This window comes from Rhodobacter xanthinilyticus, from assembly GCF_001856665.1.
GTDB lineage: Bacteria > Pseudomonadota > Alphaproteobacteria > Rhodobacterales > Rhodobacteraceae > Rhodobacter > Rhodobacter xanthinilyticus.
The window spans coordinates 3,148,575-3,164,780 of record NZ_CP017781.1 but is presented as its reverse complement, the minus strand read 5'-3'; the positions used below and the strand labels follow the sequence as shown (position 1 = coordinate 3,164,780).

At 71.5% G+C, this 16,206-nt stretch carries 13 protein-coding genes; 11 read left to right on the top strand and 2 right to left on the bottom strand.

Annotated features, from left to right (window positions below; translation table 11 throughout):
* Positions 1 to 70 precede the first annotated feature (70 nt).
* Positions 71 to 721: a TetR/AcrR family transcriptional regulator gene (locus tag LPB142_RS15440; RefSeq protein WP_071166900.1), complete on the bottom strand. Its 651-nt coding sequence runs from the start codon at positions 719 to 721 to the stop codon at positions 71 to 73.
* A 155-nt stretch (positions 722 to 876) separates the two neighbouring features.
* Here LPB142_RS15440 and LPB142_RS15435 point away from each other — a divergent pair, with 155 nt between their 5' ends.
* From LPB142_RS15435 to LPB142_RS15425, 3 genes are read left to right on the top strand one after another with little or no spacing between them, the layout of a single operon-like run.
* Positions 877 to 1,938 (top strand): efflux RND transporter periplasmic adaptor subunit, encoded by a 1,062-nt coding sequence (locus LPB142_RS15435; RefSeq protein ID WP_071166899.1) that lies wholly within the window; start codon positions 877 to 879, stop codon positions 1,936 to 1,938.
* Entirely contained in the window at positions 1,935 to 2,981 is a 1,047-nt protein-coding gene (locus tag LPB142_RS15430; protein ID WP_071166898.1) for an efflux RND transporter periplasmic adaptor subunit, read from the top strand. Before LPB142_RS15435 ends, LPB142_RS15430 begins: the two co-directional genes overlap by 4 nt.
* Positions 2,978 to 6,031 (top strand): efflux RND transporter permease subunit, encoded by a 3,054-nt coding sequence (locus LPB142_RS15425; protein WP_156894390.1) that lies wholly within the window; start codon positions 2,978 to 2,980, stop codon positions 6,029 to 6,031. The genes LPB142_RS15430 and LPB142_RS15425 overlap by 4 nt, the downstream gene beginning before the upstream one ends.
* On the opposite strand, the gene LPB142_RS15420 is transcribed toward LPB142_RS15425, so the two are convergent.
* Positions 6,028 to 6,486, bottom strand: a complete 459-nt coding sequence (locus LPB142_RS15420) for an Lrp/AsnC family transcriptional regulator (RefSeq protein WP_082873098.1) — start codon at positions 6,484 to 6,486, stop codon at positions 6,028 to 6,030. The two genes, LPB142_RS15425 and LPB142_RS15420, sit on opposite strands and share 4 nt — an antisense overlap.
* A gap of 110 nt (positions 6,487 to 6,596) precedes the next feature.
* Here LPB142_RS15420 and putA point away from each other — a divergent pair, with 110 nt between their 5' ends.
* The 8 genes from putA (at position 6,597) to LPB142_RS15380 (ending at position 16,189) form a co-directional block, all read left to right on the top strand.
* The gene (gene putA / locus LPB142_RS15415) at positions 6,597 to 10,022 is read left to right on the top strand and encodes a bifunctional proline dehydrogenase/L-glutamate gamma-semialdehyde dehydrogenase PutA (protein WP_083392701.1); all 3,426 of its coding nucleotides are present in this window, start codon (positions 6,597 to 6,599) and stop codon (positions 10,020 to 10,022) included.
* 280 nt (positions 10,023 to 10,302) lie between these two features.
* Positions 10,303 to 12,084 carry a phosphomethylpyrimidine synthase ThiC gene (thiC, locus tag LPB142_RS15410; RefSeq protein WP_071166896.1) on the top strand — a complete coding sequence of 594 codons (1,782 nt, stop codon included), beginning with the start codon at positions 10,303 to 10,305 and terminating at the stop codon, positions 12,082 to 12,084.
* On the top strand, positions 12,081 to 13,028 hold the full coding sequence (locus tag LPB142_RS15405) for an FAD-dependent oxidoreductase (RefSeq protein WP_071166895.1): 948 nt from the start codon (positions 12,081 to 12,083) through the stop codon (positions 13,026 to 13,028). Before thiC ends, LPB142_RS15405 begins: the two co-directional genes overlap by 4 nt.
* Entirely contained in the window at positions 13,018 to 13,215 is a 198-nt protein-coding gene (gene thiS, locus LPB142_RS15400; protein WP_071166894.1) for a sulfur carrier protein ThiS, read from the top strand. Before LPB142_RS15405 ends, thiS begins: the two co-directional genes overlap by 11 nt.
* A 1-nt stretch (position 13,216) precedes the next feature.
* On the top strand, positions 13,217 to 13,975 hold the full coding sequence (locus LPB142_RS15395; protein WP_071166893.1) for a thiazole synthase: 759 nt from the start codon (positions 13,217 to 13,219) through the stop codon (positions 13,973 to 13,975).
* Positions 13,975 to 14,580, top strand: coding sequence for a thiamine phosphate synthase (locus tag LPB142_RS15390; RefSeq protein WP_071166892.1), 606 nt, complete (start codon positions 13,975 to 13,977; stop codon positions 14,578 to 14,580). The genes LPB142_RS15395 and LPB142_RS15390 overlap by 1 nt, the downstream gene beginning before the upstream one ends.
* Positions 14,577 to 15,473, top strand: a complete 897-nt coding sequence (locus LPB142_RS15385; protein ID WP_071167278.1) for a HesA/MoeB/ThiF family protein — start codon at positions 14,577 to 14,579, stop codon at positions 15,471 to 15,473. Before LPB142_RS15390 ends, LPB142_RS15385 begins: the two co-directional genes overlap by 4 nt.
* Positions 15,470 to 16,189 (top strand): bifunctional hydroxymethylpyrimidine kinase/phosphomethylpyrimidine kinase, encoded by a 720-nt coding sequence (locus tag LPB142_RS15380; RefSeq protein ID WP_071167279.1) that lies wholly within the window; start codon positions 15,470 to 15,472, stop codon positions 16,187 to 16,189. The genes LPB142_RS15385 and LPB142_RS15380 overlap by 4 nt, the downstream gene beginning before the upstream one ends.
* Positions 16,190 to 16,206: the final 17 nt, after the last annotated feature.

The following is a 16,206-nucleotide window of genomic DNA, read 5'->3' as shown; positions in this document are numbered from 1 at the left end:
AGGCTCCGCGGATCAGGGTCATTCCCTTTATACGCAGGAGCGCGCAAATGGTTTCAATTTTGCCGCGAAATTATCGCGCCGCGCGGGAGAGCACGAGCGCGCGGAACCGGGCGAGCTCTTCGTCGGTGGGGCTGCGGCCGGTGAAGATCTCGACGTAATTGGCCACCCGCGGGATCCGGGTCTCGAGGCTCTCGGCGGTCTGCATCGCGATATAGCCGATCTGCACGAGATAGATCGCGCGGGCGCGCACATCGGCGTCGAGCGGGTCATGGCCCCAGTGCATCAGCATCGCGACGAGCGCCTCGAGGCGGCGGCTGTCGGCCTCATGCAGGCGCGCGCGCATCGCGGGGTCTTGCAGCGCCCAGCCCCGCGCCGCGAATTCCAGCCGCGAATCGAAGGTTTCGTCGAGAAAGCCCGCCGTCACGGTCAGCATCGCCTCGGTTTCGGTGGCGGCATAGCCCTCGCAGGCGGCGATCAGGGGCGCGGTCGTGCGCGCCGCCCAGAGCTCGGCCAGCGCCTCGAGGAGCGCCGCGCGATCCTTGAAGAACCAGTAAAACGACGTGCGCGAGAGCGCGAGGCGGGCGGCGAGCGGCTGGATCTTCACCGCGTCGATCCCGCCCTCGACGAGCGCGCCATAGGCGGCGTCGAGCCACAGCTCGCGCGAGCCGCGCCAGCCGGTCTCGGGGCCGGTCTCGGGATCTGGTCTGGGGGCCGTGGTCATCGGGCCAGTCTATCGGCGCGCCGGCGCGATCACAAGAACGCCGCGCGGCGGGCGGCGCGGGGGTGCGGCGAAGTGACTTAACGAAACGGTTTATTTTTTCGCGTCAGATGTGAGAGTGACGCCCGTAGGGGAGAAGGATCAGGGGGGAGAGCGGGATGCGCGACCGGGTTGGGATGATCGCGGCGGCGGGGCTATGGGCGCTCGGCGGGGCCGCGGCGGCGGAGGAGCCGCTCGCGGTGCGCGTGGTGCCCGCTCAGCCGGTGACGGCGGAGCTGCGGCTCGAGCTCACCGGCGAGGTCGAGGCGGCGGAGGCGGTGCCGCTCGGGTTCCGCTCCGGCGGGCAGATCCTCGAGATTGCGGTCGAGGTCGGCGAGACGGTCGCCGTCGGGCAGCTCCTTGGCCGGGTTGACCCGGCGCAGGCGCGCGCCGCTCTGGCCGCGGCCCAGGCGCAGCGCCGCGCCGCCGAGGCGACGCTGACCCAGGCCCGGCAGGCGCGCGAGCGCACCGAGGGGCTGACCGCGCGCGGGGCGATGACGCAGGCCGCGCTCGATGCGGCGCTCGAGGCGGAGCTGAGCGCGCAATCCACCGATGATCAGGCCCGCGCGGCTCAGGCCAAGGCCGCGCAGGCCCTGCGCGACACCGAGCTGCGCGCGCCCGTGGCGGGGGTGGTCACCGCGCGCTCGGCCGAGGCGGGCCAAGTCGTGGGCGCGGCGCAGCCGGTGATCACGCTGGCGCGGGCGGGGCGGCGGATCGCGGTGTTTCAGGTGCCCGATGCGCCGCAGATCTCCGCGTTCGCCGGCCGCGAGATCGCGCTGCGCAGCCTTGACGGGGCGGAGCGGCAGGTGCGTGCGGTGGTGAGCGAGATTTCTCCGGTGGTGAGCGCGCAGACCGGCACGGTGCGGATCAAGGCGGCGCTCGCCGAGGGGCCGGAGGCGCCCGGGCTCGGCGCGGCGGTGGCGGGGCGGCTCGATCTGCCGCTCGGGGCGGCGGTTTCGGTGCCGTGGTCGGCGCTCGCGGTCGAGGGCGGGCGCGCGGCGGTCTGGGTGGTGGACCCGGGCGCGGGGCGCGCGCGGCTCACGCCGGTCGAGGTGCTGCGCTACACCGATGAGCGGGTCGAGCTGTCCGGCGGGCTCGCGGCGGGCACGCTGGTCGCGGCGGAGGGGGCGCATCTGCTCTACCCCGGACGGCCGGTGACGGCGGTGGAGGGCGTGCGATGAGGGCGGCGATCCTGGTGGCGGTGGCGCTCGCGGTGGCGCCCGGGGCGGGGCGGGCCGAGGAGGCGCTGCGCCCGGTGGTTTCGGAAATCGTCACCTCGGAGGCCGCGCATCTGCGCTCCTTCCCGGGCGTGGTGGCGGCGCGGGTGGAGACCACGCTCGCCTTTCAGACGCCGGGCCGGATGCAGATCCGCCGGTTCTCGGTGGGCGACCGGGTGGCGCGTGCGCAGGTGCTCGCGCGGCTCGATCAGATCACCCTCTCCGAGGATGTCTCGGCGGCGCAGGCGGCGGTGAACGCGGCTCAGGCGCAGGCCGAATTCGCCGCGCAAAGCCTTGCGCGGGCTGAGGAATTGCGCCGCCGCGAGGTCGCCTCGGAGGCGGTGCGCGAGGCGGCGCAGGCCAAGGCCGATGCCGCGCGCGCGGCGTTGCGTGCGGCGCAGGCCGATCTCGTGCGCGCGGTCGATGCGGCGCGTTATGGCACGTTGCGCGCGCCGGCGAGCGGGGTCGTGGTGACGGCCTATGTCGAGCCCGGCACGATGGTCGCGGCGGGCACGCCGGTTCTGAGCCTCGCCACCGAGGAGGGGCGCGATGTGCTCATCGACGTGCCGCAGGAGGTGCTCGCCGTGATCGCGCCCGAGAGCCGGTTTGTCATCACGCCGCGGATCGAGGGCGGCGCGCCGATGGCCGGCACGCTGCGGCTGATCGAGCCGGTGGCCGAGGGCGGCACGCGGGCGCGGCGGCTGCGCATCGCGCTCGAGGATGCGGCGCGGGCGCCGCGGCTCGGCGCGCTCGTCGATGTGCGGCTCGATCTGCCGGAGGTCGCGGCGCTGAGCCTGCCGCGCGCGGCGGTGTTCGACATGGGCGAGGGCGCGCGCGTCTGGCGGGTGGGCCCGGGGCGGCGCGCCGAGGCGGTGGCGGTCACGCTCCTGCCGGGGCCCGAGGGGCGGGTGCTCGTCACCCAGGGCCTCGCGGCGGGCGATGAAATCCTGATCCGGGGGATCCATTCGGTCACCCCCGGCCAAGAGCTTGGCGCGAGGGAAGAATGATGGGCGGGTTCAACCTTTCGGACTGGGCGCTGCGGCATCGCTCGATGGTGTGGTTCCTGATCATCGTCTCGCTGGTCGCGGGGGTGATTTCCTACATCAACCTCGGCCGCGAGGAGGACCCCTCCTTCACGATCAAGATCATGACGATCTCGGCCGCGATGCCCGGCGCCACCGCCGAGGAAATGCGCGAGCAGGTCACCGACCGGATCGAGAAGAAACTCCAGGAGCTGCCCGACCGCAAATTCACCCGCTCGGAGACCTATCCGGGCCGCGCGATCGTCTATCTCGAGCTCAAGCCGCAGGTGCGCGGCGCCGCCGTCACCCAGACCTGGCGCAAGGTGCGCGACATGATGGCCGATATCCAGGGCGAGTTCCCGGCGGAATTCGCGGGCTTCGCCTTCAATGACAGTTTCGGCGACGTTTACGGCAATATCTACGCCTTCACCTATGACGGCTTCAGCCCGCAGGAGATCAAGGACCGGGTCGAGGAGGTGCGCTCGGCGGTGCTGACGCTGGCCGATACCGGCAAGGTCGAGATCCTCGGCGCGCTCGATCCGGTGGTGCATGTCGAATTCTCCGCGCGAAAGCTCGCGGCGCTGGGCCTCGACCGGGCGGCGGTGCTCAACACGCTCGCCGCGCAAAACGCGATCGTGCCCTCGGGGGTGATCCGCACCGAGGGCGAGATGATCGCGGTGCGGCTGAGCGGGCAGTTCGCCTCCGCCGAGGAGCTCGCCGGCGCGCCCTTGCGGGTGGGCGAGACCTTCTTCACGCTGGCCGATGTCGCCGAGGTCAGCGCGGGCTATGAGGACCCGCCCGCCGCGCTTTACCGCTATAACGGCCAGCCCGCGCTCGCGCTGATCATCGGCATGCGTCAGGGTGCCAATATCCTCGCCTTCGGCACCGAGCTCGAGGCGCTGATGGCGCGGGTCGAGGCGGGGCTGCCGGTCGGCATCGGGCTGCACAAGGTCGCCGATCAGCCGCGCGTCGTCGAGGAGTCGGTCAACCATTTCCTGCGCGCGCTCGCCGAGGCGGTGGGGATCGTGCTGCTGGTCAGCTTCGTCTCGCTCGGGATGCGGGCGGGGCTCGTCGTCACGATGTCGATCCCGCTGGTGCTCGCGCTGACCTTCGTGATCCTCGATCTGATGGGGGTGACGCTGCAACGGATCTCGCTTGGCGCGCTGATCATCGCGCTCGGGCTGCTGGTCGATGATGCGATGATCGCGATCGAGACGATGATCGCGCGGCTCGAGCTCGGCGAGAGCCTGACGAAGGCCGCCTCCCATGCCTGGAGCTCGATCGCCTTCCCGATGCTCTCGGGCACGCTCGTCACCGTGGTGGGCTTCATCCCGATCGGGCTGAACTCGAGCCAGGCGGGCGAATATACGCTCTCGCTCTTCTATGTGATCGCGATCTCGCTGTTGCTGTCCTGGGTCGTCGCGGTGCTCTTTGCGCCTCTGCTCGGGGTGACCTTCCTGCCCGCGAAGCTGCACCATGAGGCGCATCGCGCCGGGCCCTTGCGGCGCGGCTTCCGGCGCATCCTGCGCGCGGCGATGGCGGCGAAATGGCTGACCATCGGGCTGACCTTCGCGGCCTTCGGCGCGGCGATGTTCGGGATGCGCTTTGTCGAGCAACAGTTCTTCCCCGCCTCCGACCGCCCCGAGCTTCTGATCGACGTGACGCTGCGCCAGAACGCCGCGATCGGCGCCACCGATGCCGCGATGGCCGAGATCGAGGGCTTTCTCGCGACCCGCGGCGAGGAGGTCGCCTATTGGTCGAGCTATGTCGGGCGCTCGGCGCCGCGGTTCCTGCTCTCGCTCGATATCCCGACGCCCGCGCCCTATCTCGGGCAGATCGTGGTGATGACCAAGGGTCTCGAGGCGCGCAACGCGCTGCGTGCGGCCTTGCAAGAGCACATGAAGGACCGCCCCGGGGTCGATGTCTTCATCAAGACGCTCGAGCTCGGGCCGCCGGTCGGCAAGCCGGTGCAATACCGGCTGATGGGGCCTGATCGCGATGTGCTGCTCGCGCAGGCGCGGGGGCTCGCAGAGAAGATCTCGGCCGATCCGCGGCTGGTGCGGATCATGCTCGACGAGGGCGAGCCGGTGCGGGTGGCGCGGGTGGTGCTCGATCAGGCGCGGCTGCGCCAGCTCGGGCTGACGCAAAAGGAGGTCGCAACCTCGCTGCAGGCGATGTTCGAGGGCTTCAGCGCGACCGAGCTGCGCGCCGGGCGCGACCTTGTCGATGTGGTGGTGCGCGGCGCCGCGCAGGACCGCTCCTCGATCGAGGCGCTCAGCTCGTTGCAGCTGATGAGCCCGGCGGGCGAGCCGGTGCCGCTTCTCTCCTTCGCGCGGCTCGAATGGCAGACCGAGGCGCCGGTGATCCATCAGCGCAACCGCGTGCCGGTGATCACCGTGAAGGCCGCCATCGACGGCGGCGCGCAGCCCGCCACCATCGTCAAGGATCTCGCGCCGATGATCGCCGAGGTCTCGGCCGGGTTGCCGCCGGGCTACCGGATCGAGGCGGGGGGCGTCGCGGAATCGAGCGCCGAGAGCCAGGCGCCGATCATCGCGGTGGTGCCGTTGATGGTGCTGCTCATGCTCACGCTGGTGATGATCCAGATGCAGAGCTTCCGGCTGATGTTCATCGTGCTGGCGGTGGCGCCTTTGGGGATGATCGGCGTGGTCACGGCGCTCTTGCCGGCCGGCGCGCCGCTGGGCTTCGTCGCGATCCTCGGCGTGCTCGCGCTCGTCGGCATCCTGATCCGCAACTCGATCATCCTGATCAACGAGGTCGAGGTCTTGATCGGCGCCGGCAAGAGCCGCTGGGAGGCGGTCTTCGAGGCCTCCGACAGCCGCGCGCGCCCGATCTTGCTGACCGCCGCGGCGGCGAGCCTCGCGCTCATCCCGATCTCGCGCGAGGTGTTCTGGGCGCCGATGGCCTTCGCGATGATGGGCGGCATCATCGCGGGCACGCTGATCACGCTGCTCTTCGCGCCGGCGCTTTATTGCGCGGTGTTCCGGGTGCGCCCGCCCGCGCCCGGGGCGCCTTAAAGGCTCATCCAGCTCTGCTCCACGACCGCCTCCATCGCGACATAGCTCGAGGTGGCGTGGACATGGGGCAGGGCGGAGATCTTCTCGCCCATGATCCGCCGGTAATCGGCCATATCGCGCGAGCGGACCTTGAGAAGGTAATCGAACCCGCCCGCGATCATGTAACATTCCTCGACCTCGGGGATCGCGCGCACCGCCTCGTTGAAGGCGCGCAGCGCGCGTTCGCGCGTGTCGCTCAGGCGCACCTCGAGATAGGTCACATGGGTCAGCCCGAGCTTGAGCGGCGAGAGAATCGCGCGGTAGCCGGTGATCAGCCCGATCTCCTCCATCGCCTTGATCCGCGCCGCGACCGGGGTTTTCGACAGCCCGACCTTGCGCGCCAGCTCGGTCGTCGAGATCCGGGCATTGGCGACGAGCTCGGCCAGAATCCGTTTATCGGTGGCATCAAGGTCCATGATCTGAATCCTGTCAGAATTTCGGTCGATTTCACTGCAAAATCGCATATCCTTGGTCACATCGTCCAGATCGATTCGGCTAGTTCTCATGGAAATCCAAGGAGTTTCCCATGCAGCAGACCCCGATCCCGTTCCCGAGTTTCCCCACCCTCGAGGGCCCCGAGGCCAAATTCGCGCCCGAGGGCGCGCTGCTGTCGCGGCTCGTCGCCGAGGCCGGGATCACGGCCGAGACCCGCGCGGCGATCTCGGCGCGGGCGGCGGAGCTGATCGGGCGGATCCGGCGCGAGGCGAAGCCCACGCTGATGGAGCATTTCCTCGCCGAATACGGGCTCTCGACGCGCGAGGGCGTGGCGCTCATGTGTCTGGCAGAGGCGCTGTTGCGGGTGCCTGACGCCGAGACGATCGACGCGCTGATCGAGGACAAGATCGCGCCGGCGGAATGGAACAAGCACCTCGGCACCGCGGCCTCCTCGCTCGTCAACGCCTCGACCTGGGCGCTGATGCTGACCGGCAAGGTGCTCGACGATGATCAGCCGGGCGTGGCGGGCACGCTGCGCGGGCTGATCAAGCGGCTCGGCGAGCCGGTGATCCGGGTCGCGGTCGGGCGGGTGATGAAGGAGATGGGCCGGCAATTCGTGCTCGGCGAGACGATCGAGAAGGCGCTCGAGCGCGCCCGCACCCGCGAGGCGCAGGGCTTTACCTACAGCTATGACATGCTCGGCGAGGCGGCGATGACCGCGGCTGATGCGCGCCGCTACGAGGAGGCCTACAGCCGCGCGATCGCCGCGATCGGCAAGGTCGCGACCCATGGTTCGGTGGTCGCGAACCCGGGCATTTCGATCAAGCTCTCGGCGCTGCATCCGCGCTATGACGTGGCCAATGAGGCGCGGGTGATGGCCGAGCTCGTGCCGGTCGTGGTGCGGCTCGCCGAACAGGCGCAGGCCGTCGGCATCGGCATGCATATCGACGCCGAGGAACAGGCGCGGCTGAGCCTCTCCTTCGAGGTGATCGAGGCGGTGATGGCCGCGCCCTCGCTCGCCGGCTGGGATGGGCTCGGCGTCGTCGTGCAGGCCTATGGCAAACGCGCGGGCGCCGCGATCGACGCGCTTTACGAGATGTGCGGGCGCTACGATCGCAAGATCTCGGTGCGGCTGGTGAAGGGCGCCTATTGGGACGCGGAGATGAAGCTCGCGCAGGTCGAGGGGCACCCGGGCTTCCCGCTCTTCACCTCGAAAGTGGCGACGGACGTCAGCTATATCTGTTTGGCGAAGAAGCTTTTCGCGATGGGCGACCGGATCTTCCCGCAATTTGCCGGGCACAACGCCCATACCGTCACCGCGATCCTCGAGCTGGCCGAGGGGCGCCCCTTCGAGCTGCAGCGCCTGCATGGGATGGGCGAGCGGCTCCATGATATCGTGCTGAAGGAGACGCAGGGGCGCTGCCGGATCTATGCGCCGGTGGGGGCGCATCGCGATCTTCTGGCCTATCTCGTGCGGCGGCTTCTGGAGAACGGCGCGAACTCGTCCTTCGTGCATCAGATCGTCGATGAGAGCGTGGCGCCCGAGGCGATCGCGCGCGACCCCTTCGCCGCGCTCGAGACGGCGCGGGCGCCGGCGGGGCTCGTCGCGCCCGAGGCGATTTTCGGCGCGGGCCGGGTCAATGCGCGCGGCTTTGATCTCTCGGATGCGCGGGTGATCGAGGAGATCGAGGCGGCGCGGTCGGTGAGCCTGCCCGATGCGGCGCCGATCACCGTGTCGGCGCCTTCAGGCGAGACCCATCCGGTGCTCAACCCGGCGACGGGCGAGGCGGTGGGCTGGGTGGTCGAGGCCGATGCGGCGACGGTCGCGCGCGCGCTCGACGATGCGCGGCCCTGGGGGGCGGCCCCGGCCGAGCGCGCCGCGGTGCTGCGCCGCGCGGCCGATCTCTACGAGGCGAATTACGGGCTGATCTTCGCGACGCTGGCGCGCGAGGCGGGCAAGAGCTGGGGCGATGCGGTGGGCGAGCTGCGCGAGGCGGTCGATTTCCTACGCTATTATGCGCGCGAGGGGGAGGCCGCGACGGCGCCCGCGCGCGGCTTGATCGCCGCGATCAGCCCCTGGAACTTCCCGCTTGCGATCTTCACCGGGCAGATCGCCGCGGCGCTGATGGCAGGGAACGGGGTGCTGGCCAAACCCGCCGAGCCGACGCCGATGATCGCGGCGATCGCGGTGCGGCTGATGCACGAGGCGGGCGTGCCGGCCTCGGCGTTGCAGCTTCTGCCGGGGCCCGGGCGCGTGGTGGGCGCCGCGATCACCTCCGATCCGCGGATCAAGGGGGTGGTCTTCACCGGCTCGACCGAGACCGCCCAGACGATCGCGCGCACCATGGCCGCGAACCTCGCGCCCGGCACGCCGCTGATCGCCGAGACCGGCGGGCTCAACGCGATGATCGTCGACACGACGGCCCTGCCCGAACAGGCGGTGCGCGATGTCGTGGCTTCGGCCTTCCGCTCGGCGGGGCAACGCTGCTCGGCGCTGCGCTGCCTCTATGTGCAGGAGGATGTCGCGCCGCATCTGATCGAGATGATCAAGGGCGCGATGGAGGAGCAGGCGCTCGGCGATCCGTGGGATCTCGCGACCGATATCGGGCCGGTGATCGACGCGCGCGCGAAGGCCGGGATCGAGGGCTATATCGCCGCCCATGCCGATTGGGTGATGCACCGCGTTGCGGCGCCCGCTGCGGGCACGTTCGTCGCGCCGACGCTTTTGAAGGTGCGCGGGATCGAGGATCTCGAGCGCGAGATCTTCGGGCCGGTGCTGCATCTGGCGACCTACAAGGCGGGCGAGATCGACAAGGTGGTGGCGCGGATCAACGCGCGCGGCTTCGGGCTGACCTTCGGGCTCCATACCCGGATCGACCAGCGCGTGCAGGATGTCGCCGAGGCGATCCACGCCGGCAATATCTACGTCAACCGCAACCAGATCGGCGCGGTGGTGGGCAGCCAACCCTTCGGCGGCGAGGGGCTTTCGGGCACCGGGCCGAAGGCGGGCGGGCCGCTTTACCTCGCGCGGTTCTTCGCGGCGCCCGAGCAAGCGGCGGGCGAGGATGCGCCCGAGGCGCCGGCCGATCTCGGCGCGCTGCGGGCGGCGCTTGCGGGTTTTGTCGCGGCGAAGGTCGGCGAGGAGCTGATGCCGGGCCCGACGGGCGAGCTCAACCGGCTGAGCTTCTACACCCGGCCGCCGGTGCTCTGCCTCGGCCCGGGGGCGGCGGCGCGCGCGGCGCAGGTCGCGGTGGTCGAGGGGCTTGGCGGGCGCGCGGTCGCGGTCGAGGGGGCGCTCTCGCCCGAGGCGCTGGGCGGGCTCGAGGGCTTTTCGGGCGCGCTCTGGTGGGGCGAGGCGGCGCGCGCGCGGGCCTATGCGCAGGCCCTGGCCGAGCGCGCGGGGCCGATCGTGCCGCTTTTGACCACGGCGCCCGATCGCGCGCATGTGCTCCATGAGCGGCACCTGTGCGTCGATACGACCGCGGCGGGCGGCAACGCGGCTTTGCTCGCGGGCTGAGAAAACACACTTGACGCTGCGGCGGTTTCGCCGCAGCTTGCGGCCACGTCAGGGGAGTCCCGCCTAGGGGACTGAGAGGCTGATTGGGGGCAACCCCGGTGAAGCGACCCTTCGAACCTGACCCAGTTGATACTGGCGTAGGAAGACCGGAAGCCGCCTCCCCCCTGCCAAGCACGGGTGGCCCTTTCGGGCCATCGGGCCCGCTTCGCTGCAACGCAGCATGGGCCGTTTGGCCCCTTTCTATCCTGTTGGCCTGGGTCTCATCGCTTGAGGAGACCAGATGACCAAGACCCCGTCCCCCCGGATCACCACCGGCGCGCTGCCCGGTTCGCGCAAGGTCTATCACCCCGGCGTAGCCCATCCGCTGCGCGTGCCGATGCGCGAGATCTGCCTGAGCGGCGAGGCGCCGCTGACCGTCTATGACAGCTCGGGGCCCTATACCGACCCGGGCGCGCGGATCGCGGTGGCCGAGGGGCTGCCCGTGGTGCGCGACTGGCTCGCGGGGCGCGCTGATCTCGAGGCCTATCCGGGCCGCGCGGTGACCGAGGCCGACAACGGCTTTGCCTCCGGCGCGCGGCTCACCCCCGCCTTCCCGGTCAAACGCGCGCCGCGGCGCGCGCGGGCGGGCGCGGTCACCCAGCTCGCCGCAGCGCGGGCGGGGATCATCACCCCCGAGATGGAATTCGCCGCGATCCGCGAGAACGAGGGCCGCATCGCCACCCGCCCGCGCGATGGCGAGGCCTTTGGCGCCGAGATCCCCGACCTCGTGACGCCCGAATTCGTGCGCGCCGAGATCGCCGCGGGGCGCGCGATCATCCCGGCCAACATCAACCACCCCGAGCTCGAGCCGATGGTCATCGGCCGCGCCTTCAAGGTCAAGATCAACGCCAATATCGGCAATTCGGCGGTGACCTCCTCGATGGAAGAAGAGGTCGAGAAGATGGTCTGGGCGATCCGCTGGGGGGCCGATACGGTGATGGATCTCTCGACCGGGCGCAATATCCACAACATCCGCGACTGGATCTTGCGCAACGCGCCGGTGCCGATCGGCACGGTGCCGCTCTATCAGGCGCTCGAGAAGGTGGGCGGCGTGGCCGAGGATCTGAGCTGGGAGATCTTCCGCGATACGCTGATCGAACAGGCCGAGCAGGGGGTGGATTATTTCACCATCCACGCCGGGCTGCGGCTCGCGCATATCCCGCTGACCGCGCGGCGGGTGACGGGGATCGTCTCGCGCGGCGGTTCGATCATGGCGAAATGGTGCCTGCACCACCACCGCGAGAGCTTTCTCTACGAGCATTTCGAGGAGATCTGCGCGATCTGCCGGGCCTATGATGTGAGCTTCAGCCTGGGCGACGGGCTGCGGCCGGGCTCGATCGCGGATGCCAATGACGCGGCGCAATTTGCCGAGCTCGCGACCTTGGGCGAGCTGACCAAGATCGCCTGGGCGCAGGAGTGTCAGGTGATGATCGAGGGGCCGGGCCATGTGCCGATGCACAAGATCAAGGCCAATATGGAGGAGCAGATCGCCCATTGTCAGGACGCGCCCTTCTACACGCTCGGGCCGCTGACGACCGATATCGCGCCGGGGTATGACCATATCACCTCGGCCATCGGCGCGGCGATGATCGGGTGGTTCGGCACGGCGATGCTCTGTTACGTCACGCCGAAGGAGCATCTCGGCCTTCCCGACCGCGATGATGTGAAGACCGGCGTGATCACCTACAAGCTCGCCGCGCATGCCGCCGATCTGGCCAAGGGCCACCCGGGCGCGCAGGCGCGCGACGATGCGCTCAGCCGGGCGCGGTTCGAGTTCCGCTGGGAGGATCAGTTCAACCTCGGGCTCGACCCGGATACCGCCCGCGCGATGCATGATGAGACCCTGCCGGCCGAGGCCCACAAGGTCGCGCATTTTTGTTCGATGTGCGGGCCGAAGTTCTGCTCGATGCGGATCAGCCAGGATATCCGCGCCGAGGCCGAGCGGCAGGCGGGGCTTGCCGGCATGGCCGAGAAATTCCGCGAGACGGGCGAGATCTATGTCGCGGCGGAGGGGGCGGAATGATCGTCTCGGTTCTGGGGGCGGGGGTGGCGGGGCTCTGCGCCGCGACCGCGCTCGCCGAGCGGGGGGCGCGCGTCGAGGTGATCGACCCGAGCCCCGATCTGGCGGGGGCCTCGTGGTTTGCCGGCGGCATGCTCGCGCCCTGGTGCGAGGCCGAAGCTGCGCCTGAGGCGGTGTTCGTGATGGGCCAGGGCGCGCGCGATTGGTGGGCGGCGCGGGTGCCCGGGGTGGTGCAGGCGGGCACGCTGGTCGTGGCGCCGCCGCGCGACGGGGCGGAGCTTGCGCGGTTCGCGCGTGCGACCGGGGGGCATGAATGGGTCGACCCCGGCGCGGTCGAGCCCGATCTCGCGGGGCGGTTCGCGCGCGGGCTCTTTTACGCCGAGGAGGCGCATCTCGATCCGCGCAAGGCGCTCGCGGCCCTGCGCGCGCGGCTGCGCGAGCTCGGCGCCGAGCTGCGCTTTGGCGAGGGCGCGCGCCCGCGCGGGCGGGTGGTGGATTGTCGCGGGCTCGGGGCGCGCGAGGAGGTGCCTGGCCTGCGCGCGGTGCGCGGCGAGATGCTCATGCTGCGCTGCGGCGATGTCGCCTTCGCGCGGCCCGTGCGGCTCCTGCATCCGCGGTTTCCCTGCTATCTCGTGCCGCGCGGCGAGGGGCTCTTCATGCTCGGCGCGACGATGGTCGAGAGCGAACGCCCGGGCCCGATCACCGCGCGCGCGGCGATGGAGCTGCTCTCGGCGGCCTATGCGATCCACCCCGCGCTCGCCGAGGCGGAGGTGGTTGAAACGGGGGCGGGGCTGCGCCCGGCGCTCCCCGACAATATCCCGCGGGTGATCGCGCGCGACGGGCGGATCTGTGTCAACGGGCTCTATCGCCACGGTTTTCTCGCCGCGCCTGCGCTCGCCGAAGAGGTCGCGCGGCGGCTTTGTGAGGGGGGCGCCGATGCGCATTGAGCTCAACGGGGAGACGGTCGAGACCGGGGCGGAAACGCTGGCCGATCTACTGGCCGAGAGGGGGCTTGGCCCCGAGGGCGTGGCGACCGCGCTCGATGGCGCTTTCGTGGCGCGTGCCGCGCGTGCGGCGGCGCGGCTTGCGCCCGGGGCGCGGGTCGAGGTTCTCGCGCCGATGCAGGGAGGCTGAGATGTTTTACGATTTCGACCCGGGCTCGCGGCTGCTGCTCGGCACCGCGCAATATCCCTCGCCCGCCGTTCTCGCGCAGGCGATCGCGGCCTCCGGGGCGGGGGTGATCACCGTCTCGCTGCGCCGCGAGGGGCCGGGCGGCGCAGCCTTCCGCGAGCTGATCGCCGCGAGCGGCCGGCGGATCTTGCCCAATACCGCGGGCTGCCATAGCGCGCGCGAGGCGATCACCACCGCCCAGATGGCGCGCGAGGTTTTCGCCACGCGCTGGATCAAGCTCGAGGTGATCGGCCATGCCGACACGCTCCAGCCCGACCCCTTCGCGCTTCTCGAGGCGGCGCGGGTGCTCTGCGCGGAGGGGTTCGAGGTCTTCCCCTACACGACCGAGGATCTGATCCTCGGCGAGAAGCTCCTCGAGGCGGGGTGCCGGGTGCTGATGCCCTGGGGCGCGCCGATCGGCTCGGGGCAGGGGCTGCGCAACCGCGCGGGGCTGGCCACGATGCGGGCGCATTTCGCGGGCGTGCCGCTGATCATCGACGCCGGCATCGGCGCGCCGAGCCAGGCCGCCGAGGCGATGGAGATGGGCTTCGACGGCGTGCTTCTGAACACCGCCGTCGCCAAGGCGCGCGACCCGGTCGGCATGGCGCGCGCCTTCGGGGCGGCGGTGGCGGCGGGGCGGGCGGCTTTCGAGGCGGGGCTGATCGGCGCGCGCGACATGGCCGCGGCCTCAACCCCGATCTTCGGTCTGGCGGAGCTTTCCTGATGCGGCTCGATCCTTTCTATCTGATCGCCGGTTCGGCGGGTCTGCTGGAGCGTCTGGTGCCCCTCGGCGTGCGCACGGTGCAGCTCCGCGCCAAGGGGCTCACGCCCGAAATGCTGCGCAGCGAAGCGATCCGCGCGCGCGATTGCTGCGCAGCATCTGGCGCCGATCTGATCCTGAATGACGCTTGGGAGCTCGCGCTCGATCTGGGGATCGGGGCGGTGCATCTGGGCCAGGAGGATATGGAGACGGCGGATTTTGCTGCGCTGCGGCGAGAGGGCGTGCGCTACGGGCTCTCGACCCATGATGAGGCCGAGCTTGCCCGCGCGCTCGCGCTTTCGCCCGCTTATGTGGCGCTCGGGCCCATCTATCCGACGCGTCTGAAGGCGATGAAATGGGCGCCGCAGGGGCTCGATCGGCTGGCGGATTGGAAGGCGCTGGCGGGCGCGGTGCCGCTTGTCGCGATCGGGGGGCTGGTGCCCGAGCGGCTGGCCGGGGTGTTTGGCGCGGGCGCCGATAGTGCGGCGGTGGTGACCGATATCGCCCAGGCGCCCGACCCGGAGGCGCGGGTGCGCACCTGGCTCGCGGCGACGGAGGCGTGGCGATGAGCCGCTACGCACGCCAGGAGATCTTGCCCGAGGTGGGCACCGCCGGTCAGGCGCGGCTCGGCGCGGCGCGGGTGTTGGTCGTGGGGGCGGGCGGGCTCGGCGCCGCCGCGCTGCCGCTCTTGGCGGGGGCGGGGGTGGGCGCGCTGCGGCTCGTCGACCCCGACCGGATCGAGGAGAGCAATCTGCATCGGCAGGTGCTCTACCGGATGGCCGATCTCGGCGCGCCAAAGGCCGAGATCGCCGCGCGCGAACTTCTGCGCCTCAACCCCGGGGTGGCGGTCGAGGCGCGCGTGGCCCGGCTCGATCCGGGCTCTGCGCCGGGGCTCGTCGAGGGGGTCGGCCTCGTGCTCGACCTCGCCGACAGTTTCGCGGTGACCTACACGCTCTCCGATCTCTGCGCGGCGCGGGGGCTGGCCCTGGTCAGCGCCTCGGCGCAGGGTTGGCGCGGCTATGCGGGCGGGTTTTGCGGCGGCGGGCCGAGCTATCGGGCGCTTTTCCCCGAGCCGCCCGCGCGCGCCGAGAGCTGCGCGGGCGGCGGGGTGATGGGGCCCGTGGTCGCCGCGCTCGGCGCCACGGCGGCGCAGATCGCGCTCTCGATCCTGCTCGGGCGGGGCGGGCTTGCGCGGCTCGTCACGATGGATTTCGCGCGCTGGCGGATGGGCGGGTTTCGCTTCGAGGGCGCCGAGGAGCCCGCCACGCCCCTGCGGTTCATCGCGGCGGCCGAGATCGGCGCGGGGGATTGTGTGATCGACCTGCGCGCGGCGGCGCCGGGGGCGCCGGTGCCCGGGCGGCGGGCGGTCTTTGTCTGCGCGAGCGGGCTGCGGGCGTGGCGGGCGGCGGCGGCGCATGTGGCGGCGGGGGGGAGGGCGGCGATGCTCGCGGCGGGGGAATGAGCGCGGTCTTGCTGATCGGCGGGCTCGATTCGAGCGGCGGCGCGGGGCTCTTGCGCGATGTGGCGGCGGCGGCGGCGCAGGGCGTGGCGGCGCGGGTTGCGGCCACGGCGGTGACGGCGCAGGGCGCGGGCGGGGTCTGCGCGCTGGCGCCGGTGCCGCCCGAGGTGGTCGCGGCGCAGATCCGGGCGGCGGGGGCGGTCGGCGCGGTGAAGATCGGGATGCTCGTCGATGCGGCGCGGGTGGCGGCGGTGGCCGGGGCCTTGCCGCGCGCGCCGATGGTGCTCGACCCGGTTCTGGATGCCAGCGCAGGCGGCGCGCTTCTCGATGGCGGGGGCTTGGCGGCGCTGCTTACGCGTCTGGCGCCGCGGGCGGCGTTGATCACCCCGAACCTGCCCGAGCTTGCGGCGATTGGCGCGGCGCTGGGCGCCTCGGACCCGGTCGCGGCGCTTCTGGCGGCGGGCTGCGGGGCGGTTTTGGTGAAGGGCGGGCATGGCGCGGGGGCGGAGGCCGTCGACCGGCTTTATCAGCTCCGCGGCGTCACCGATTTCGCCGCGCCGCGCCGGGCGGGCGCGCTGCGCGGCACGGGCTGCGAGCTCGCCTCCGGCATCGCGGCGGGGCTGGCGCGCGGGCGGGGCTTGGCCGAGGCGACCCGGGCGGCGAAGGCGGCGGTCAGCGCGCGGTTCGCGGCCTTGCCGGCGGGGGGCGCGGGGGGCTAGGCTGGCGGCGAGAGGGT